This window comes from Aliibacillus thermotolerans, assembly GCF_027853235.1.
GTDB classification, from domain to species: domain Bacteria; phylum Bacillota; class Bacilli; order Bacillales; family Marinococcaceae; genus Aliibacillus; species Aliibacillus thermotolerans.
Genome location: NZ_WKJG01000028.1, coordinates 166945 through 187495 on the forward strand (window position 1 = coordinate 166945; position 20551 = coordinate 187495).

Genomic DNA, 20551 nt, shown 5'->3' on the forward strand with positions numbered 1-20551 from the left:
TTAAACACTCCTTTTTTCTTGACCGTTTAATTTTTTTGTTTTTAAAAAGAAACGTTGATACTTTGGATTCTTTAATGCTTCTTCTGTTAAAACGGAATGCATCACTAAATCAGCAAAAATTTCCGCAATTTCTTCTACGGAATATTTCCCATCCGCTTTGTACCATTTGTACGTCCAGTTAATCATTCCAAATATCGCCATGGATGTAATTGGAACCGGTAACTCTTCTCTAAACTCACCGCATCTTTTTCCTTCTTCTACAACAGAAAACATCATTTCTTTGTAAATATCCCGCTTTTTCTTAATGCTGTTAAAATACGTCGGTGACAAATAAATGCTTTCTTGGTAAAAAACCGTCACATGCGCTCGGTACATGTCAAACATTGTGACAAAAGAACGTACCGTTTCGTACAATTTTTCGGCAGGGGTATCGTACTTGGAATGGGCTTCTTTTGCTTTATCAATGACATACGTAATAAATGAATCGTGAATGGTATAAAGCAGTTCATCTTTTGATTTAAAGTTGTGGTAAAACCCACCTTTGGATGTGTTGCTATCTTTTACAATTTTGTCAACGGTGACTGCGTGAAAGCCGTGCTCCTCAAACAGTCGTAATGCGGATTCAGTAATCCTATCTTTTGTGGATTTGGCCGGCACATCTATCACCTGCTTTCACTAGCTACTAGTCCTCTTCTAACACATTGTACATTTCTAAAAACTTCGTGTTAAAGTCGCCATCTTGAAACTTTTCATGATCCATTAATTTCAGATGGAATGGAATCGTCGTATCGACGCCTTCAATGACAAATTCCTGTAATGCTCGTTTCATCCGCGTAATCGCTTCCTTACGGGTGTTTCCGCGAACAATCAATTTTGCCACCATTGAATCGTAGTGGGGTGTAATCGAGTAACCCGGATACACGGCGCTATCAATGCGCACTCCAAGTCCTCCAGGCGGTAAGTACATATCAATTTTCCCAGGGGAAGGCATGAAGTTTTTGAGTGGATTTTCGGCGTTAATTCGGCACTCAATCGCCCATCCGTTAATTTCAATATCTTCTTGGGATACAGAGAGCTTTTCCCCTGCGGCAGCGCGAATTTGTTCCTTAATGAGGTCCATTCCCGTTACTTCTTCAGTTACCGGGTGTTCCACTTGAATTCGCGTGTTCATTTCCATGAAGTAGAAATTTTTATGTTTATCCAATAAAAACTCCACCGTACCAGCGCCACAATAGTTCACTGCTTTTGCCGCCTGTATCGCTGCTTGTCCCATTGCTTCCCGTGTTTTTTCATCAAGTGCCGGGGATGGAGCTTCTTCCACAAGCTTTTGGTGACGACGTTGAATGGAGCAGTCCCTCTCTCCGAAATGAACGACATTTCCGTGGGCATCTGCCATAATTTGAATTTCGACGTGACGAGGTTCTTCAACAAATTTCTCCATATAGACGCCCGCATCACCAAAGGCTGTCTCTGCTTCTCGTTGTGCCATTTTAATCGCTTTTTTCAAATCTTCCGGGTCTTCTGCCACCCGCATGCCTTTTCCACCACCTCCGGCTGTCGCTTTGACGATGACCGGATAACCAATTTCATCCGCTCGCTTTAATGCTTCTTCTTCTTTTTCAATGATGCCATCTGTACCGGGAACGATAGGTACCCCTGCTTTTTCCATCGTCTCTCGGGCAACGGCTTTTGCTCCCATTTTATTAATTGCTTCGGGAGACGGTCCAATGAAAGTAAGATCGTGATCAGCACACATTTCGGCAAATTCTGCATTTTCCGCCAAAAAGCCATATCCTGGATGAATCGCTTCGGCTCCCGTTTTTAATGCTGTCGACACAAGATTGTTTTTATTTAAATAACTTTCGGCTGATGAATAAGGACCAATACAATAAGCTTCATCTGCCATCATGACATGAAGTGCTTCTTTATCCGCTTCGGAATAAACTGCAACGGTTTCAATTCCGAGTTCACGGCAAGCACGAATGATGCGCACCGCAATCTCCCCACGGTTTGCAATCAATACTCTTTTAAACATGATGTAGCACCTTCTCTCGTTTAAAATTCTTACATCAAGAATACATGGAATGCTTCATAATTACTGCAACACCTAGACCGACTAGTCAGTCTGGCCGTAATCCGATTGTAAGAAAATTTCTATCATTTGTCAAGTTTGTTCGCAAAGAAAAACTTTTCTTCTTATACCGTTTCCTATCCCTTTTCTCTTATACACCGGCAACGATTGAAACAATGTGAAAAGTCTCCAACAGTCATATGTGTACCATTGGAGACTTTAAATCCATTTATTTATTCGGGTAATTCTGGGATGTCGATTTCTGGTACGTCGCCACTAATGGCATGCAAATAAGCAACTAAAGCTTCCTTTTCTTCCTCCGTAAGACCTAGCGGCTGAATGAATTCGGATTGATTTACATGTCCATCACCGCCGCGGTCGTAATAGTCGACTACTTCTTCTATCGTGTCGAATCTACCATCATGCATGTACGGCGCCGTGGCTGCAATGCCGCGCAAGCCCATCGTGCGGAATTTCCCCATGTCTTCTTCCTCTTGCGTCACGTCATATCTTCCAGGGTCATCACTGTCTATTCCGACATGATGGTAATTATTGTCGGTAAAGTTTGGTCCGGAATGACATGTTAAACAGTTCCCTTTTGTCACGAAAATTTCCATTCCAAATTTTTCTTGTTCCGTCAAAGCATCATTATCTCCAGCGATGAAACGATCGTGTTTCGTGTCATCTAAAATAATCGTTCTTTCAAATGCTGCAATTGCTTTGGCAATATTTTCCGCATTGATTTTTCCATCGAACACTTCGTCAAACATCGGTTGATATCCTTCAATTCCTTCCACTGTTTCTACTAATCCATCTAATGTTTGATTCATTTCCATTGGATTTTGAATCGGTCCAAGGGCTTGTTCTTCTAGGCTATTCGCTCTTCCATCCCAAAATAATTCATCATAGTACGCCGTGTTGATGACACTCGGCGTATGTCTATCTAACAAAACTCCTTCAAATCCTTTAGATTTTGCCTTATTATCCGCATACCCGGCTCCAGGCGCATGACATGATAAACAACTTAATGTTTGGTCTCCAGAAAGACGATGGTCAACAAATAACGTTTTTCCAAGCTCCACTTTCTCCTCTGTCATCGGATTATCTTTAGGAACCGGCACAGGACCTAGTGGTTCAAAATATCCTCGTAACTCACTATCCGTTAATGTACGTGGGGACGATGCTGGAATGCTTTCTTTTGCTTCCTGCTGCTCTTGATTTAATTCACCATCTACAGCTGCTTCTTCCCCATTACACCCCGTCATCAACGAGAGTATGAAAAGGAAGAAAAGAACAACTCCCCCTCGTCGTAACATGCTTCTCTCCATCCTCTATTCACTCCCCCATATACGAATATTCGAATCACTCATGACCATATACCTATACATTTTCTCTATCAGATCAATTAGTGATTCTAAATTCATTATAAAGTAATCGTTTTATGTATAATGATGGAAAAAAATGAATACTTTACAACATTTGTCGAATTTTTTCGAAATGGATGGTTGTATAAAAAAATCTCCAACTGCATCACGAAAGACACGGTTGGAGATGATTTTTTTATGACGTGATAGCTGACGGATTTTCCTTGCCATCTCTCTTGAGAAGAAGCTCCCCATTATCGTTTAAATGACCATACACGTTGCGTGTGTTTTCCGTAAAAATGTAGCTTTGTTTTCCAACTTTGATGACGGTATCTTCCATTGCAAGCTGTATTTGAATGGCTGCATTTTCCGGAACTTCAATGATTGATTTTACTCCGGTTTTAGAGCCTACCATTCCAATTTCTACTCCTTTTCGAGCAAAGATCGTTCCGCCTACAAAAGAACGGGGGATACGCACCTGCCCTCCTGCTTGAATCGTTGTATGGGAACAACCTTTTCCGGTTACTAATACATCTCCGCTACTTGCAATCGTACTATGCAAAGCGGAAGAAAAAGTCACATCTCCTCCTTGATGAGCATGTGTTTGTCTGGTGGATTGGAGCCATTTCATTTGTTTCAACAAAAGACTTAATTCTTCTTTCGTTTGTACCCCTCGTTCATGTAAAATGATGAACGACCGATACAACCTTTGAGCAACATAGAGCCATTCTTCATGAATGACACTTTTTTCTCGTTCTACTTGTTCAATAAATTGTTTTACTTTTGGAAGGAAAGTTTGGAATCGTTTTTCGATGAGTAAAGAGAGAAGTGATTTGAATTCGGCAGGATCATGAATCTTTAGCTTAGTAGAGGATGCTTCATATAGTTGATGGATGGAGTAGATGATTTGTTGCATTTTTTGATTGAGTAAGGCAAGTTGTTGAATTAATTCTTTTTCCTTAAAATAGTGACTGCCTACAATCACTTTACTTTGAACAATGCTATTTTTTACAAGAAGTGCATTTCCAGCTGTTGCTGCGGCATGCCATATATTTCCATGAACATGCAAATCTCCATACGCTTTTACGACCATTGTCTCTTCAATGTTTCCTAACACTTCTACGTCTCCAACAAAATCAATGTTACCGCTTTCCATGTTGACATTTCCTTGTTGCGTAAACTGAGGAAGTACAGATAGACGAACGATTCTTCCGCTTTCTTCTACTTGAGGTCTTCCTCTTTGTGTTGATTTACATAAAGAGGGTTCCTTTTCCTCCTCGATCACACCTTCTCCCAACTTTAAAATCACAGGTTTTCCGTGGCGTGGCATGACCTCTTCTCCATACACATTTCGACCTTTTTGTCCTTCAATTGGTGGTATTACTTTGGCAATGACGGTGTTTTTATCGACATTGGGAATTTCTCGTGAATAGCGAAAATCAATCGTACCATCTTCTAATTGCTTCCCAACAACATGTTTCTTTTTTACATCTACATAGTACACAATTTTCCCATCGGTTCCGTGTACCACTTCTTTTCCTTGGGCAATGGTGTACGTTCCTGGCGTTTCAGCGGCAAGCGCCCTTTCTATTTCTTCTCGTTGGATTCCGTAAGCAATTTGTTTTTCTGTTAATGCTTGATAAATATCCTCTAAAGTGACGGTTTGTCTCTGTTCTTTCTTTTCTTCTAATTCTAAAACGAACGTCTCAGCCGGCTCTGTATCTTTTAATACGTAATGAAGAATGTAACCGGGGGTGATGTGCAATTGTACGCGTTGCTTGTCTTCTGTCACTTCGATGGACCAATTCGTCTTCTTTTCGGTGGTAGGCAAAATAAAAGTGATATCGTCTTCCTCTTTCATCACGAACCCTTCTTGCTTTTCGACTCCGTTATGAAATAATCGCGCATCCGGATGGGGGTAGATGACGGGGCCATTTTCACCGTTTTTTACATAAATATGATTATCTTTCGCCCAAGCTAGACCAGTATTATTTCTTGCTTTTCCCGTTTCTTCTTTTGTAGACGGTTTAGCATAAGGTCGCACGTGAATGACCGTCATTTTTTTCTGAAAGCCGAAAAAAGAAAACTTTTCCTCTGATGTAATTTTTTCAATTACGAGGTTTTCTCGACTCGTTTGCAGCGTTTTTTCCGCTTTTTGAAAAGCTTCTTCGGCATTTTTACCTGTAAATTTCATCTGATCACCTCCTCGTGAGGGTCAATATTCCCTTCAATTGATGACATAGTGAGGTGCTTATATTATATAGGTCTACTCATTTTATAGCAAGAATTGTCTCTTTTTTTCGACAATTATACGGACTATTTAGTGAACAAAAGGACTGCTTCATGCAGCCCTCCGTGATTATTGTTGGTTCATTTCTTCTTTTATTACGAATCGTCTTGCTTGCTCCTTAATGTCTTCCATGTCCCGCATCATGCGTTCATATTTTTCTTTTCCTATGCGATACGCTTTTTCTTCTCTTTTTTTCATGCGATCTTTTGCTGCTTGTGGGTAGGTCTTGATGGTTTCCATCCGGTTGGATAGATTCTCTCGGACTTCTTTACCGCCTGTTGGTGCAGTAAGCAACACTGCCATAAAAGAAACGAAAAATCCGGTAATAATACCTGTAAAAAGGCAAGTACTACGATTCATTCACATCTTTTCCTTTCTTTATATCTTTCAATGTTTGGCGCTTTTGATACATAAAATAGACAAAAGAAAGAAGCCCGTAAATTCCGCTTAAATCTTTTTCCTTCGTTACTTCTTTGCCTTTCTCAGATGACTTCTTTATCGTATTTGTTACATCGACAAGAGAAGACGATAATTTTCTCGACGCTTCCCCTGCATCCGCAATCATGTAAAAAATTGGATTCAATGCATGTAACTTTTCATTTAAATCAAGAATCGTTTCATTGCTATTATGGATAACTACTTCCGTCTCTTTTAACATGCCATCCAATTGTTCTGGCAGTTTTTCAATCGTTTTGTTTGTGTTTTCGAGTATGTTGCTTAAGCGATTCAATACGTTAATAATAAATACTGTCAAAACTGCAAAGGCAATGGCAATGATAAGTATACTAATTCCAATCAAATCCACTCAAACCATCCTCCATTCTCTCATATGTGCCTAATCTATATTTCGACTTTTACTTCTTAATTCCTTTCTTGTTCGATCACATCTAACAGATTGCCAATATACTCTCCAATAATCGGCAACGTGACGAACTGCGAAAGGAGGAATAACAATAGTGCGATAATCATAGCAGTTCCTACTGTCATGCCTAATCCGCGCGCAACTCCTGCGATGATATTCGTTTTAATAACTTCCTTTGGATTGGTATAATGATAAGCTAAGTCTTTCATACGGGACTGGGTTGTCATTGTCTCTAGACGGTCAACAATTTTTTCTAGCTGTTTTACTTCTTCATTCGACATTGGACGACGCTTTTTCTCTAGACGCCTTCGTTCGAGTTCATCTCGTCTTGCCATGGAACCCTCTCCCTCATTGCAACCTGATTTCGTTGTTATTGTATACCCAACCTTTCCTTTCATTAAACGGAGAAACAACAAAGAAACGGTCGCAAGAGAAGTACTTTAGCGATTATCAATTGTTTCAGGATACATATCGTGATACAGCAAACGTTTCTCTGCCATCTCTTCATATTTCGTATTCGGTCTCCCGTAATTAACATACGGATCGATGGATATCCCTCCCCGCGGGGTAAATTTTCCCCATACTTCAATATAACGAGGATCCATCAATTCCACGAGATCATTCAAAATGACATTCACTGCATCTTCATGAAAGCCACCATGGTTGCGAAAGCTAAATAAATATAACTTTAACGATTTACTTTCCACCATTTTTTTATCGGGAATGTAACTAATGTATAGCGTCGCAAAGTCTGGTTGTCCCGTTTTAGGGCATAGGGTCGTGAATTCGGGACAATTAAATTTTACAAAGTAATCTCGGTTCGGATGATTATTATCGAAGGTTTCTAATAGTTGCGGATTGTATTCAAACGTGTATGTTGTCTTTTCACTGCCGAGATGGGTAAGCCGTTCAACGTCTTTTCTATCAGACATATTCTACACTCCTTGTTTATTCCCCCAAAGCAGCGTATGAAGTTGTGGGAGAACTTTTACATTTCGTAACTCTTTTGATTGCATCACTTGCTCCACTAACCACTCATATTTTCTCAGTAAATGAGATAATAACCACTCCGTATCATCTTGTTTCGTTTCGTCATTCCCCGTTTGTAAAAAAAGTGGTACATGAGGGTAACGTGCATGCACTTTCTTCGCGTAACGGAGATCGTGCTTATCAAAAATCACTACTTTTAAACTTACCCTCCTCTGCGATCGTTCTGTTAACCGTTGAATATACAGATCAAGCTTTTTCCAATCCGTTGTCATGTTAGAGCTTGGCGGTTTTGGAGAAATCGTCACGTCATCAATCATCATCATCCATTCTTGCCAGATGGAACCTTGCGTCTCCACTGCCGTTTTCATCCCTTTTTCTTTAAGTAGTGTAATCAACGCTTCTAACTGGGAGTAAAGTGCCGGATTCCCTCCAGAGATTGTGACGTGGCAAAACGTATCTTTTCCTTTTTCTTCTAATTTCTGCAAAATTTCTTCTGCAGTAAGTAACGTGGCACGTTGCGATCCATCCCACGTAAAAGATGAATCACACCATGCACACCGATAATCACAACCACCAACTCGGACAAACATCGTCTTTTGGCCGATCACCATTCCTTCTCCTTGTACGGTGGGACCGAATATTTCCAACACAGGTATCTTTTTCATGAGTGAAAATCCTCTTTCTTCGGTCGATAGACGACATAACTGGTCGGCGTTTCACGGACGAGCACTTGCACACAACGGGGCTGATTCGGCTCTTTATCTAATTCTTGTTGGACTAACTTCCAAATCGTGCGAGCCACTACTTCCGTCGTTGGAAAATAGTTAGGGTCCTCTTTATTTGCAAAAAGAGGATCTTCATTCAGCAGGTGGTGATCGAAACGACTGTGTACAATTTCCTTTAAACGCTGAAAATTAATGAGAAAACCGGTCTCATTTAACGTATCTCCCGCAATGGTTATGTTGATGACATACGTATGACCATGCATATTGGCACATTTTCCTGCCTCCTTCGCAGGAATGAAGTGCGCCGCAGAAAGATGCATGTCTTTATTTAGTTCATAGCGAAAGTCATGGGGTACTTGTGGATAAAACTGATGAAGCATTATTTTTCCCATCCCTTTTCTAACATGTATTGTTCATACCCTTGTCTCCGCAAACGGCACGCTGGACATTCCCCACAACCGTCCCCACGAATGCCGTTGTAACAAGTGAGGGTTTTTTCTTTCACATAGGAGAGCTTTCCCAATTGATCCGCTAACTCCCACGTTTCTTTCTTATCTCGCCACATCAAAGGTGTATGAAGGACGAGATTTTTATCAAGCGCTAAATTAATCGAGACGTTTAATGACTTGACAAAGCTATCACGACAGTCTGGATAGCCACTATAATCCGTTTCGGACACACCAGTCACGATATGTTTCGCTCCATGTTGAGAAGCGTAAATAGCTGCAAAAGAGAAAAACAATAAGTTTCTCCCTTCCACAAATGTGTTCGGCATCTCTTCGCCATCTTGTATTTCCATTTCTTCTCTCGTTAATGCGTTCGGTGCAAGTTGATTTAACAAACTCATATCTAAAATCGCATGTTGTACTCCAACTTCCTGTGCGATTTCTTTTGCCACTTCTATTTCTTCACGATGCCGCTGTCCGTAATCAAAAGTCACCGCTCGTACTTCTTGAAATTTTTTTAATGCCCAAAACAAACACGTTGTACTATCTTGTCCGCCACTAAAAACAACCACTGCTTTTTCTTTTGCCAAACTCAAGACCAATACCTCTTTTCTATCTGAAACTATCACGAGTCTTCCTCAGTATAAAGAGCAGTTTTATTATAACATGTCCGTTCTCTCTTCGCTTCCTTCACCGCTCTTATCAAAAAAGCCGTCCAAAAAGAACGACTTTTCGGACAGCTTTTGTATAAAACATTATCGGATCGCTTCTTTCCAATGAAAAAAAACCGGTTCTTTGAGACGATGTTGAATCGTAAGGAAATGCATCCAAGTTAACAAAACAACCCCCGCGTTCATCCCAATAATAATTCCATCCATTTGAAGCGACGGAAGCGAACCTAAAACAAACATACATACATAGGAAAAGAACGTTGACCAAACAGCATGGTAAAAGGCATCTTTGATTAGCCCGAGTCCAATGAGAAACGCTTGCATCGGAATGACAAAAAAATGAAAGAAAAAGTAGGGAACGAGCAATTGTAAATAAAGACTTGCTAACGATTCATCGAAAAATAAAGCGGTTAACGGATCAGCAAAAGAATAAAAAAGGATAGCAGCAGGTGTTGCATACACCATTGTTCCTTTCATCGCATTCCAAAATAAACGCTTCAGCTGTGGGATATTTTTTTGGGCATAAAGGCGCGAAACGGCAGGGATAAACACGATTAACAATACGTGCGCAATAAAAGCAGGAAAAAAACCAATGGCAAAAGCGACCCCAGCGAGCTCCCCGTACTGGGATACCGCAATCTCTTCTTCCACACCAGCTTGCATAAGAGCAAATTTAATTAAAAAAGGCTTCACCGCAAAAGAAGCGGCATGAAAAACACGAAGACCAGTCGTCGGAAGAGAAACGGAAAACAACCGGCGAAACACCGTATCGTTTTCGATCGTTTCACTCATTTCCTTTTTCATTCCCTTTATATCTTTCCACAAAAAAAGCGATAAAAACGTAAGTACAACTGCTTCTGTTGCAATGAGCGTACTAATACTAAGAAGAATAGCAACTTCCCCTGAAACACGTAGCAATTGAAACAAAAGGATGAGAAGGACGAGTTGAACGGCTCTTCGTAAAAAGTTCGCTCCGGCAATCATCGTCATTTTACTTACACCCATAAAATATCCTCTTGCGACAGAAGAAAAGGAGATGATTGGAATCAATATAAACAAGAGAAATGGCAAAGCCTCATGATAAGAATTAAATACTGGAATTAACGGAAATAGAAGGATTGCCCCCACCATGCAAAAGAGTGTAAAAGCTGTGACGAAACGAATCACATGTTGCAGTAAACTTAAATGATAGCTCTCCTTCGTCTCCGCAATCATTTTCGACAAAGAGACCGGGATTTCAAAACTGGCAATAACGACGAGAAACATAATCGTCGGAAGAAGAGACATATACATGCCAAGTCCCTCTTCCCCTAATTCCCGGGCCAGCATCATTTGAATGAGAAACTCCAAACATTCTCCTAAAAAAGCAGCGATGAGCAACACAACGATATTTCCCCACATGCGACCGCGCATCCCTGTCCCCCCTCGTCCTACATTGATTGTATGACGAACAAATAAAAGAAATGCGGAGGCAATCGATTAGCGCGAATAGCGATGGAGGGGCGGTGCAAAAAGTTGCTTTTTGGCTTCTTCAGCAATCCAAAACGCTCGAGCGCCTAGATTTCGGAGCCAGACATAATAGCGGAGGCAACCGATTAGGGGCGTTGGCGATGAACGAGTGGTGAAGATAAACAATAAAAAAGAGAGAAAGCCGATTAGCTGCGACAAGCGATGAAGGAAACAGAAGGCCCTCTGATCTGAGCCTTGCAATTCCGAGGCTACACGAAAAACGGAATCTTGAAAGTCATGCGACCACTCAATAATTTTTATTGAAAATTAGCGGTCGTATGAAATCATCGTGCGACACTTATTTTCCCTTTCTTAGAAGTAACATGTCGTATGAAACATAAAATAAGCGTTTCTCTCCCATTGATTACCACTTTTACTTGCTATACGACACTTTTTCATGATTTTGATGCAAATAGACGTCCCATGAACTGTTCATGCGACGATTCAATTTTCTTTTTTGCCAAAAACACGTCGTATGAAGCGATATTTCACCTTTTGATCGCCTGATTTTTCCCATTTCTTCTTTCAGCGACATATTTACCGAGCTTATGCGAGATTAGATGTTCCATGAAAAGGTCATGCGACGTCTATTTTTTCTTTCCGAGCAAAAATTGGTCGTATGACCCGAGACCCTAAGCATAAAACACGTAATTTTTCTCATCCACCTCCATCATACGACACTTTTTCCCCGTTTCACACTGAAATCAGTCAGACAGGATTCGAGTTCGTATCCTTTTTTCAATTACCTGTTCCTCTACTTATTTTCAAGTCAGCCGTGAAACGACAGAAACCACTATTATTTTTACTTTTGCATCCTTCTAAACTACTCAAGCGGCTGGATTTCGAAACTATGGGAAAGGAAGGCGGAAACAATCGGTTATGGCTAAGCCGGGGAAGATAGAATCAAAACCAAAAAAACCATCAGCTCCTTCTTTTGAATCAAAGAAAGCTGATGGTTCACTTTCATTATTTTGTATCAAAGTCAAGCTCAATCTCATACCCTTGTTCTGAAATAACTTTTCCATTTTTATATTCTCCGATTAGCATGTTGTATTCTTCTGTTAACTCCTGAAACTGTTCTAGGTCCTTTTTGTCTAATGCTTCATCAATCATGCGTTGCAACCGCTCTTTGTTAAATTGAAAAACCGCATATTCCATTGTCATCTGTGCATACAGAGATTGAAGTACTTGGCGGGATGGACGCCTTCCATGCTTTTTAGACTTAATTTTTTTCATAAAGTGCTGTTCATGAGTAGGATGTAACATTTTCGTCGAACCCCCTGTCCTTTTACCGGTATCGTCCGGTTGACTTTTTCATATCTCGGCGGGCGACGCGCGTATGAAGTAACTGGCCCGGGCGATCACGTCTTGTTTTGGTTTACAGACTACATACCCGCATGCCTTCTTCTTTAAACGCCTTTTTCTTTTTCTCCTCTTCCCCAATCAACGCCTAAACCCTCATCTCTGCACGCGGATAAAATAGTTTTACGCTTCTTATGAAACGTGTTGTAATAACATACTATGTGCAAAAATGAAAGTCATGCGGGCGATTCTCCTTTTTTAAGAAAATTGTGTCAATAATATAGCTGCGTCTCCCCTCCGAGAGCGCTGTACGAGTTGATGTTCCCCTTTTTTAAAATAAGATAAAAAGGATAATGACTATGATGTATGCGCTTACTTTATAGTATAACGCATATTGCGAATTTTTTAAAATAATTGATTTATATTTTTACATTCCAAATAACTCCATTTGAAAATAAGAACATACGATCGTATAATAAAAAAGCGAAGGAATCCGTTTTAGGTGCGAAAGCTATCATGCGCCCTTTTACAGAATTCATATGAAAAGATGATACTCCTTTTAACTCGAACATCAGTCGACACTGAGTGAAATTTTCACGCGAAAAAGTTCTATGAATGGTTCATGGATAGCGTTTTGGAGAGAAAACTTGGAGTCACTGCGCTTATTGTTAGACAACGAAAACAGCTCTAGGAGGGATCCGAATGTCCATCACGGAAGAAGATCATATGATGATTCATTATTTTATTTTACTCCCTCTCGTCAAAACAGTATTAGAAAAAGATCGGCAACTAATTGCCAATAGTAGCATGAAAATAAAAGAGCCTTATTTCCAACTTATTGAGTCAGCATTGCAACGTTTACACCGAGATATGCGTGCTATTAAACAGTTTATGCAAAAACATCGCATTCAGGTCCTCTTTCAAGAAAATGATGGCACATTTTCACGTTATTCTTACACGTGTCGCGGGTATGAAGGTAAAAGCAGTTACTTAAATGCCAACTTAAAACGACAAGCAAAACGTGCGATAGACGTCTATTTTACTGGCAGCTCTCCTCTTCAACACGACCACGTCTTCCATTCATGATAGAATCTCCAATTGACAAAATTTTGCTATCAGAGTACATTACAATTATCTTTGGTAATGAAAAGCAGGGGGAGATGGCTGTGAAAAAACAATGTGCAGTCATTGGATTAGGCCGTTTTGGTGTCAGTGTAAGTTCAGAGTTATATAAGCTAGGACATGATGTCCTTGCGATTGATATCAATGAGGAAAAAGTGAACGAAGCTGTGCATCATTCCACATACAGTGTCGTTGCCGATGGAACAGACGAAAAAGAGTTGCGAAACCTTGGAATTGCTAACTTTGATCACGTTATCGTCGCCATCGGAGATAATTTACAAGCGAGTATCCTTTGCACGTTACTATTAAAAGAGATGAAAGTACCTTCTGTCTGGACGAAAGCGCAAAATCACTATCACCATAAAGTATTAGAAAAAATCGGAGCAGACAAAATTATTCATCCCGAACACGATATGGCAAATAGGATTGCACAACATTTAATTTCTGATAAAGTGATGGATTATATTGAGCTTTCAGACGAATACTCTATTGTAGAGATCGCTTCTTCCCCTTCTATGGATGGAAAAACGTTAGCTGAACTAGATATTCGTGCAAAATTTGGCATTACGATTTTAGGTATCAAAAGAAAAAAAGACATCAACATTTCTCCATTAGCTGACGATACAATACGTGAAGGTGACATATTAATCGTGATAGGTCATAGAAAAGACTTGAAACGCTTTGAACAACATGCTTAAAAAAAGAATGTACTACATTTTTTACTACATCCATTAGAGGAGTGACATTTGTTGAAGAAAGATTCTTACGAATACGAAACAGAAAAACCTGGTACTGTGTTTATCGTCTCAACGATTATTGTCTTCCTTTTTGTCGTCTGGGGATTTATCCGTCCAGATCAACTAGCAAAAGTCGCCAATGCCGGACTTGATTTTATGATTGAAACATTTGGCTGGTATTACATGATAGTGGCATCATTATTTGTATTATTTGTCATTTTTTTAGCAGTCAGTCCGTATGGAAAACTCCGCTTAGGAAAACCGGATGATCGTCCGGAGTTCTCCTTCTATTCATGGATCGCCATGCTCTTTGCTGCTGGTATAGGAGTCGGTTTCGTTTTTTGGGGAGTGGCGGAACCTGTTCTTTATTATGAAGATACCCCCCTTGGACAAACGGTGTCCTCTGATACAGAAGCAGCACGACTTGCATTAAATTACGGGATTTTCCATTGGGCCATTCATCCATGGGCCATCTTTTCCTTAGCTGCACTTGCGCTAGGTTACGTGCAATTTCGGAAAGATCAACCGGCGCTTATTAGCTCAGCGTTTTATCCATTATTCGGAAATAGCGTGCGAGGAAAATTAGGACAAGTGATTGATATTTTAGCCGTTCTCGCAACTTCAACAGGAGTTGCAACGACATTTGGCTTAAGTGCCATGCAAATTAGTGGTGGACTTTCCCATTTAACGGGTCTTCCTAATACTACCGCTACCCAGCTCATCATTATTGCCATTGTCGCCGTGTTATTTATGATTTCTACAGCTTCAGGATTAGATAAAGGGATTCGCTATCTTAGCAATATTAATTTAACCATCGCAGCGATTCTTTTACTATTTGTTCTCTTTGTAGGACCTACTGTGTCCCTTTTGGAAAATTTCACAAGTTCCCTTGGAGGCTATGTGTCCAATCTCATTCCGATGAGTTTAACGATGACACCATTTTCTGACAATTCTTGGCTTGGTACAAATACGATCTTTTATTGGGCTTGGCACATTTCTTGGGCTCCTTTTATGGGATTATTTATCGCACGTATTTCTCGGGGACGTACGATACGACAATTTGTCGCAGGGGCGTTGCTTCTTCCCGCTTTCTTAGCAGTGCTATGGTTTAGCGTCTTCGGAGGAGCTGCCCTTCATCTCGAAATAACAGGAATCGCACCAATTGTGGAAATTGTTCATGATACCGTCGAACTGGCATTATTTGTAACACTGGAACAATATCCACTTGCTTTCATTACCTGTGGAATTGCGGTCATACTTATTGTCATTTTTTTCATTACTTCCGCTGACTCCGCATCCTATACACTCGGTGCGATGACTTCGAAAGGAAGTTTACATCCAAATCTCTTTTCCAAATTAACATGGGGGATATTAATCGCAGGCACGGCAGCTGTGTTGTTGTTATCCAACGGTCTCGAAGCTTTACAGACCGCTTCGATTATAGCTGCTTTACCGTTTTCTTTTATCATGATTATGATGATTATCTCTATGGTAAAAATGTTTGAAGGAGATAGAAAAAAACTACAACAACAACAAATAGAAAAGCGACGAGAAGCCTTCAAAGAAGAAGTACGAGAAGAAATATTTGAAGAATTAGAAGAAGCAATTGACGATTTTGACAGAGAAGCAATCGAAAATAAAACAACCGATGAAAATACAAATAAAAACTCTTAACTAAAAGGAACTGTCCAAAAAGTCTTCAATGGTGACTTTTTGGACAGTTTTTTAGAAAAAGGATAGATGTAGGAAGTTGTTGCTATTAATTGCTTATGCTCTAGCTTGCGGCAATACTCCGTGGGCGAATATACCACCCTCACACCCAATTGGAAACAAACCATACAAGTCTCATGGCGACTTTTCAGCATAAAACTGATTGTGGAAGCAAGTCATGACCCGTGCATGACCCGTGCATGACACTGCTTCAGGGGATACTTTCTTTTGGTTACATGCCATGAAGTCTTATGGCATCGTTTCAGCTCTAACTCTTTGCTCGAATCAACCCATAACCGGTTCTTGGCATCACTTCAACACCAAATTGCTTTTGGAAACCAGCCATAGGTCGCTCATGACTTATGAATCGGTGCTAAGATGTGCGAAAGACAGCGCAAAAATTAGATGAAGGACCAACATAAAGCGATTGTACAAGTTTCTTATCTTATAAAGAAGCTGCTGGACCGAAAAATTCAAAATGAACGCGTTCGGATGGGATGTTCAATTCTTCGGTGAGTATTTGATTCGTCGCTTTTAAAAATGGAACGGGACCGCAGAAATAATATTCCGCTTCTTCACTTGGGAGAAGGGATTGCAACCATTCCGCATCAATCCGACCTTCTTTTTGTACGTATGGATCCTTTTTATCTTCTTCTGTGACACGATCATAACAAACATGGTAAGAAACCGTGTCTTTTTCATTTGCTACTTTGGAAGTATAGTCATGAAATGCATGTAAGTGACGGTTTTGTGCTGCTTGGATAAACGTCACCGGATGATCTTCTTCAATGAGCGTATTAAACATGCTCATAAGCGGAGTTAAACCGACTCCACCACTGATTAAAACAACTGGTTTATTATTCGTTTGAAGGACGAAATCACCAGCAGGAGCGGTTAACTCTAAAATATCTCCTTCATTCATTTTTTCATGCAAGAAAGTAGATACTACTCCAGGTGGATATTCTTCACTTCCGTCTTCTCGTTTTACGCTAATTCTGAAATAATCTTTTCCGGGTGCATCGGACAAAGAATATTGACGAAGATGTAAGTATTCTTCTCCTGGTATTTCTGCTTTTACCGTCACGTATTGTCCCGGTTGAAATTGTGGCAATTCTTTTCCATCGGTAGGACGAAGGTAAAAGGAAGTGATGACGTCGCTTTCTTTTACTTTCTTATCAATGACAAATGGTCGGAAGCCATACCATCCTCCCTCCATTTTAGCTGCTTCTTCATACATTTCTTGTTCCACATCAATAAATACTTGTGCAATGACACCGTAAGCTTCTTCCCACGCATTGATTACTTCATCTGTCGCCGCTTCTCCAAGCACTTCTTTCATTGCTCCAAGTAAATTTTCCCCAACGATTGGGTATTGTTCCGGTTTTACCTGTAAACTACGGTGCTTGTGAGCGATTTGTTTCACTACTGGCAAAATATTTTCTAGTTGTTCAATATTTTTCGCTGCAGCCAAAACAGAATTAGCAAGGGCTTGTGGTTGACGCCCAATTTTTTGGTGCGTATGGTTAAAAATATTTAATAATTCCGGGTTATTGCTGAACATTCGCTTGTAAAAATGCTTCGTAATTTCCGTTCCTCGTTCTTCTAAAATCGGAGCAGTTGCTTTCACAATTTCAATGACTTGAGGGTCTAATGTCGTTTTACTTTTGCTCATGATTACTCCTCCTTCAATGACTATTAAATAAGTATTTGTTTTACATGTTTTATTCTAGCATAAAAAAACTTTTAATATATATGTAAAATGCATATTAAAGTGTCAATTTCGTGAATTTATGATAAAATAAATGCAAATAATGATGAAGGAGTACCCGTATGCAACTTACTTTATATACAGACTATTCCCTTCGAGTGCTCATTTATTTAGAGACAGTCCCTTCTAATCAATTAACGAGCATTAAAGAAATTGCGAACGCGTATCAAATTTCTTATCACCATTTAACAAAAGTGGGACATGAACTAGCGAAGTTGGGATTGATTGAGTCCATTAAAGGAAGAAACGGGGGGATTCGTTTAGCAAAAAAGCCACATGAAATTAATATCGGTTGGGTCGTTCGTCATACGGAAGATAATTTAACTTTAGTAGAATGTTTCGATGAAAACAGTAACCAATGTGTGCTAAGCGGACATTGTCGTTTAAAAGGAATACTTCATGAAGCGTTACAAGCATATTTACATGTGTTAGATAAGTACACGCTCGCTGATCTTACTTCCAATCGTTCCATGCTTCAAGAATTACTCTTATCCTCCCAACCTCCAGTGGAATAGAGAAAACAGGGCAGTTACCCGCCCTGTTTTCTTTGATCAATCGTTCGGTAACGAAAAGTAACTGATTTACCGTCTTCAATTGAATGTATATGAATCAAAGAATGAGAACTTTGATGATTACTGATTCGTTGAAAGGCGATTGCTTCGGCCATATTTAATAATGTCGTTCGCTCTTTTTCAAATACATACAACACACGCGTATTGCAGCGTCGGATCATCGGGACGGTAAAAGCTTTCTCATCTCTCACATGTTTTCGATATTGAAACCAGCCGCTCCACTGTCCCGCTTCCTTTTCAAGAAATGGCAGCAATCCACTGGATATATGAACGAGCCATAAATAATACTCCGTTCGATTTCGAAACCATTGCGGAGATAATGTCAACCACCGGGATTTTAACAACTCAATGAGTACATCTTGGCTTCGCTCTTGTAGTGGATAAGACATCGCTTTGAAAATGACGTCATTTAACGTATCTTGCACGGCTCGTTTCCATTCTTTCACGTGGCATCCGTTCATTCGTACAAACTGATGTTCATCTTTATAAAAAAATCCGAAATGCTCGTTCATATTTCCATCCTCCTTTCCTTTCTACTTTCCATTGTACGTCTCAAGGGGAAAGATTGTAAACGCTTATTTTTGAAAAATATGACAACAACATGGTTGGGACATAACTAAATCATTCCAATCAAAATACGAACAATGATTACCGCTTCGGCAGAATACTTCGCTTTCCGCGGGCACGGCCTCAGCCTCCTCGCGGGAAACCACCGCTCTTAGGTCTTCCGACGCACAGGATGTGTGAGTAGCGGACGTTGCGACAGGACGTCGGGATTTTATTCCGCCTCCATTTACCCTACGCCGGAGTCTCCGTATTCTGCCTATGCTAAAACCACTCTAAAAAGGAAAATCCGAGCTAATGGATAGTTCGGATTTTTTATGATTCATATATTTTTGTCCCAACCTCATTTATAAATACTGTAATAAAGAAGTTGCCACGGTAAAATAAATAAGCAAGCTAATCACATCATTCAAAGTGGTAATAAAAGGACCGGAAGCAATGGCTGGATCCAGCTTCAATTTATCTATCACAAGAGGAACAATGGTGCCAATCACACTCGCCATCCCGAGGGATAAAATGATGGAAACACCTACGATGATGCCGATAAGCATTTCTTGATAAATAAGCGCTAAAAGAACCATGATGACAATGCCAGCCATCAAACCAATTAACAGTCCGGTGGAAAATTCTCGCAGAAATGTCTTTCCCCATCCTTTTTTTTCGAGCGTTCCTGTTGCCAACGCACGAACAGAAACAGCGAGAGATTGGGTTCCGGTATTTCCTGCCGAACCCATTATCATCGGAATAAACGCCGCTAGCAAGACAACTGCTTCTAATGTTTCTTCAAATTGACCGATGACTTCAGCCGTTAAAAGCCCAAAAAACATTAATAAAATAATCCATGGTGCCCGCTTTCTTGCTGCTTGGAAAGAAGTTAATGAGACATCCGTCGAACCGCGTGAAGCAGTGATTTCTCCAAAGTCTTCCGTTGTTTCTTCTTCTAATACGTCAATCACATCATCCACTGTCACAATCCCAACAAGTAAATTGTGATCAGTTACAACGGGTGCGGCTAAAAAGTCATACTTTTGAATGATTTGCGCCACTTCTTCCTGGTCCGTTTTCACATGGACAGAAACGACTTGCGTACTCATAATATCTTCAATTTTTTCATCGCTATGAGATGTGATTAAATCCCGAATGGAAGTAACACCAACGAGCAGCCCTTTTCGATCTACAACGTACAAATAATAAATTGTCTCTGCGGCAGGTCCTTCCCGCCGCAATTGTTCAATCACTTCTTCTACCGTATCCGTTTTTTTAATCGCGATGAACTCCTTTGTCATAATGGCGCCGGCTGTTTCTTCTTCGTACGTTAGCAGCTCTCGTACGTCTTCAGCCTCTTCTTTATTCATCGCTTGCAAAATTTTTGTTCGACTATTCTCTTTCACTTCAGAAAGAAAGTCCGCCACGTTATCAGCAAACATATGATTAAACATTTCAGCAGCATACAATTCATGCAACTCTAAAACGATCGTCTTTTGTTCTTCAATCTCCAATCCCTCAAATATTTCTGCAAATTCATCCGGGCTTATATATTCATAAACACGCATTCGTTCCTCCGTTTGTAAACGAAGAAATACATCCGTTTGATCCATCGGATGAAGCTCCAGAAATAGATGACGGAATGTGTCTACATCTTGTTGTTGTAAAGAAAGAATGATTTGTTCAATATACTCTTCTCGTGTTTGTTCATTTAATTTCACCATCGGTTACTCCTCCTGCCAAAAAAATAATCCTCTCACCCGATACATCGTTTTAGTTTTTCTCATTGGTTCATGTATTCCTTTTTTCGTGAAATTCTCATTCCTTCGAGATGTTGCTATTTTCTCCAACTCGCTCACCTTT

20 protein-coding genes are annotated in these 20551 nt (G+C 40.1%); 4 read left to right on the plus strand and 16 right to left on the minus strand.

Annotated features, from left to right (window positions below; translation table 11 throughout):
* From GJS40_RS04035 to GJS40_RS04095, 13 genes are all read right to left on the minus strand, one after another.
* Positions 1 to 657 carry a TetR/AcrR family transcriptional regulator gene (locus tag GJS40_RS04035; protein ID WP_270896340.1) on the minus strand — a complete coding sequence of 219 codons (657 nt, stop codon included), beginning with the start codon at positions 655 to 657 and terminating at the stop codon, positions 1 to 3.
* Between the two features lie 25 nt (positions 658 to 682).
* Positions 683 to 2035 (minus strand): acetyl-CoA carboxylase biotin carboxylase subunit, encoded by a 1353-nt coding sequence (accC, locus tag GJS40_RS04040; RefSeq protein WP_270896342.1) that lies wholly within the window; start codon positions 2033 to 2035, stop codon positions 683 to 685.
* A 269-nt stretch (positions 2036 to 2304) separates the two neighbouring features.
* Positions 2305 to 3387: a cytochrome-c peroxidase gene (locus GJS40_RS04045; protein ID WP_270896344.1), complete on the minus strand. Its 1083-nt coding sequence runs from the start codon at positions 3385 to 3387 to the stop codon at positions 2305 to 2307.
* Between the two features lie 244 nt (positions 3388 to 3631).
* Positions 3632 to 5629 carry a flagellar assembly protein A gene (locus GJS40_RS04050; protein WP_270896346.1) on the minus strand — a complete coding sequence of 666 codons (1998 nt, stop codon included), beginning with the start codon at positions 5627 to 5629 and terminating at the stop codon, positions 3632 to 3634.
* A gap of 165 nt (positions 5630 to 5794) precedes the next feature.
* Entirely contained in the window at positions 5795 to 6085 is a 291-nt protein-coding gene (locus tag GJS40_RS04055; RefSeq protein WP_270896349.1) for a YtxH domain-containing protein, read from the minus strand.
* Positions 6075 to 6530 carry a DUF948 domain-containing protein gene (locus GJS40_RS04060; protein WP_270896350.1) on the minus strand — a complete coding sequence of 152 codons (456 nt, stop codon included), beginning with the start codon at positions 6528 to 6530 and terminating at the stop codon, positions 6075 to 6077. The genes GJS40_RS04055 and GJS40_RS04060 overlap by 11 nt, the downstream gene beginning before the upstream one ends.
* A 56-nt stretch (positions 6531 to 6586) precedes the next feature.
* On the minus strand, positions 6587 to 6922 hold the full coding sequence (locus GJS40_RS04065) for a DUF5665 domain-containing protein (protein ID WP_270896352.1): 336 nt from the start codon (positions 6920 to 6922) through the stop codon (positions 6587 to 6589).
* A gap of 105 nt (positions 6923 to 7027) precedes the next feature.
* Complete coding sequence (gene queF / locus GJS40_RS04070; RefSeq protein ID WP_270896355.1) at positions 7028 to 7519, minus strand: preQ(1) synthase; 492 nt, start codon at positions 7517 to 7519, stop codon at positions 7028 to 7030.
* A 3-nt stretch (positions 7520 to 7522) separates the two neighbouring features.
* Positions 7523 to 8242, minus strand: coding sequence for a 7-carboxy-7-deazaguanine synthase QueE (gene queE / locus GJS40_RS04075; RefSeq protein WP_270896357.1), 720 nt, complete (start codon positions 8240 to 8242; stop codon positions 7523 to 7525).
* On the minus strand, positions 8239 to 8682 hold the full coding sequence (gene queD / locus GJS40_RS04080; protein ID WP_270896358.1) for a 6-carboxytetrahydropterin synthase QueD: 444 nt from the start codon (positions 8680 to 8682) through the stop codon (positions 8239 to 8241). The genes queE and queD overlap by 4 nt, the downstream gene beginning before the upstream one ends.
* The gene (queC, locus tag GJS40_RS04085; protein WP_270896453.1) at positions 8682 to 9338 is read right to left on the minus strand and encodes a 7-cyano-7-deazaguanine synthase QueC; all 657 of its coding nucleotides are present in this window, start codon (positions 9336 to 9338) and stop codon (positions 8682 to 8684) included. Before queC ends, queD begins: the two co-directional genes overlap by 1 nt.
* A gap of 165 nt (positions 9339 to 9503) precedes the next feature.
* Positions 9504 to 10832 (minus strand): oligosaccharide flippase family protein, encoded by a 1329-nt coding sequence (locus tag GJS40_RS04090; RefSeq protein ID WP_270896360.1) that lies wholly within the window; start codon positions 10830 to 10832, stop codon positions 9504 to 9506.
* A gap of 1062 nt (positions 10833 to 11894) precedes the next feature.
* Positions 11895 to 12194, minus strand: a complete 300-nt coding sequence (locus GJS40_RS04095; protein WP_270896362.1) for an IDEAL domain-containing protein — start codon at positions 12192 to 12194, stop codon at positions 11895 to 11897.
* Between the two features lie 738 nt (positions 12195 to 12932).
* Between GJS40_RS04095 and GJS40_RS04100 the strand changes: the two genes are divergently transcribed.
* The 3 genes from GJS40_RS04100 (at position 12933) to GJS40_RS04110 (ending at position 15763) form a co-directional block, all read left to right on the plus strand.
* Positions 12933 to 13316, plus strand: a complete 384-nt coding sequence (locus GJS40_RS04100) for a hypothetical protein (protein WP_270896364.1) — start codon at positions 12933 to 12935, stop codon at positions 13314 to 13316.
* A gap of 74 nt (positions 13317 to 13390) precedes the next feature.
* The gene (locus GJS40_RS04105; RefSeq protein WP_270896365.1) at positions 13391 to 14050 is read left to right on the plus strand and encodes a potassium channel family protein; all 660 of its coding nucleotides are present in this window, start codon (positions 13391 to 13393) and stop codon (positions 14048 to 14050) included.
* A gap of 51 nt (positions 14051 to 14101) precedes the next feature.
* On the plus strand, positions 14102 to 15763 hold the full coding sequence (locus GJS40_RS04110; protein WP_270896366.1) for a BCCT family transporter: 1662 nt from the start codon (positions 14102 to 14104) through the stop codon (positions 15761 to 15763).
* Between the two features lie 481 nt (positions 15764 to 16244).
* On the opposite strand, the gene hmpA is transcribed toward GJS40_RS04110, so the two are convergent.
* Positions 16245 to 17471 (minus strand): NO-inducible flavohemoprotein, encoded by a 1227-nt coding sequence (gene hmpA / locus GJS40_RS04115; protein WP_270896368.1) that lies wholly within the window; start codon positions 17469 to 17471, stop codon positions 16245 to 16247.
* Between the two features lie 158 nt (positions 17472 to 17629).
* On the opposite strand from hmpA, the gene GJS40_RS04120 reads away from it, so the two are divergent.
* The gene (locus GJS40_RS04120; protein WP_270896369.1) at positions 17630 to 18082 is read left to right on the plus strand and encodes an Rrf2 family transcriptional regulator; all 453 of its coding nucleotides are present in this window, start codon (positions 17630 to 17632) and stop codon (positions 18080 to 18082) included.
* 14 nt (positions 18083 to 18096) lie between these two features.
* Here GJS40_RS04120 and GJS40_RS04125 read toward each other — a convergent pair whose 3' ends face one another.
* Together GJS40_RS04125 and mgtE are read right to left on the minus strand one after the other, a co-directional pair.
* On the minus strand, positions 18097 to 18651 hold the full coding sequence (locus tag GJS40_RS04125) for a hypothetical protein (RefSeq protein WP_270896371.1): 555 nt from the start codon (positions 18649 to 18651) through the stop codon (positions 18097 to 18099).
* A 399-nt stretch (positions 18652 to 19050) separates the two neighbouring features.
* Positions 19051 to 20412, minus strand: a complete 1362-nt coding sequence (gene mgtE / locus GJS40_RS04130; RefSeq protein ID WP_270896372.1) for a magnesium transporter — start codon at positions 20410 to 20412, stop codon at positions 19051 to 19053.
* Positions 20413 to 20551: the final 139 nt, after the last annotated feature.

What these genes read in the sequence shown, in the direction of transcription:
- accC (WP_270896342.1), bottom strand. Translation starts at nt 2,035, where the DNA reads ATGTTTAAAAGAGTATTGATTGCAAACCGTGGGGAGATTGCGGTGCGC.
- GJS40_RS04045 (WP_270896344.1), bottom strand. Translation starts at nt 3,387, where the DNA reads ATGTTACGACGAGGGGGAGTTGTTCTTTTCTTCCTTTTCATACTCTCG.
- GJS40_RS04050 (WP_270896346.1), bottom strand. Translation starts at nt 5,629, where the DNA reads ATGAAATTTACAGGTAAAAATGCCGAAGAAGCTTTTCAAAAAGCGGAA.
- GJS40_RS04055 (WP_270896349.1), bottom strand. Translation starts at nt 6,085, where the DNA reads ATGAATCGTAGTACTTGCCTTTTTACAGGTATTATTACCGGATTTTTC.
- GJS40_RS04065 (WP_270896352.1), bottom strand. Translation starts at nt 6,922, where the DNA reads ATGGCAAGACGAGATGAACTCGAACGAAGGCGTCTAGAGAAAAAGCGT.
- queF (WP_270896355.1), bottom strand. Translation starts at nt 7,519, where the DNA reads ATGTCTGATAGAAAAGACGTTGAACGGCTTACCCATCTCGGCAGTGAA.
- queE (WP_270896357.1), bottom strand. Translation starts at nt 8,242, where the DNA reads ATGAAAAAGATACCTGTGTTGGAAATATTCGGTCCCACCGTACAAGGA.
- queD (WP_270896358.1), bottom strand. Translation starts at nt 8,682, where the DNA reads ATGCTTCATCAGTTTTATCCACAAGTACCCCATGACTTTCGCTATGAA.
- GJS40_RS04090 (WP_270896360.1), bottom strand. Translation starts at nt 10,832, where the DNA reads ATGCGCGGTCGCATGTGGGGAAATATCGTTGTGTTGCTCATCGCTGCT.
- GJS40_RS04095 (WP_270896362.1), bottom strand. Translation starts at nt 12,194, where the DNA reads ATGTTACATCCTACTCATGAACAGCACTTTATGAAAAAAATTAAGTCT.
- GJS40_RS04100 (WP_270896364.1), top strand. Translation starts at nt 12,933, where the DNA reads ATGTCCATCACGGAAGAAGATCATATGATGATTCATTATTTTATTTTA.
- GJS40_RS04105 (WP_270896365.1), top strand. Translation starts at nt 13,391, where the DNA reads ATGGCTGTGAAAAAACAATGTGCAGTCATTGGATTAGGCCGTTTTGGT.
- hmpA (WP_270896368.1), bottom strand. Translation starts at nt 17,471, where the DNA reads ATGAGCAAAAGTAAAACGACATTAGACCCTCAAGTCATTGAAATTGTG.
- GJS40_RS04120 (WP_270896369.1), top strand. Translation starts at nt 17,630, where the DNA reads ATGCAACTTACTTTATATACAGACTATTCCCTTCGAGTGCTCATTTAT.
- GJS40_RS04125 (WP_270896371.1), bottom strand. Translation starts at nt 18,651, where the DNA reads ATGAACGAGCATTTCGGATTTTTTTATAAAGATGAACATCAGTTTGTA.
- mgtE (WP_270896372.1), bottom strand. Translation starts at nt 20,412, where the DNA reads ATGGTGAAATTAAATGAACAAACACGAGAAGAGTATATTGAACAAATC.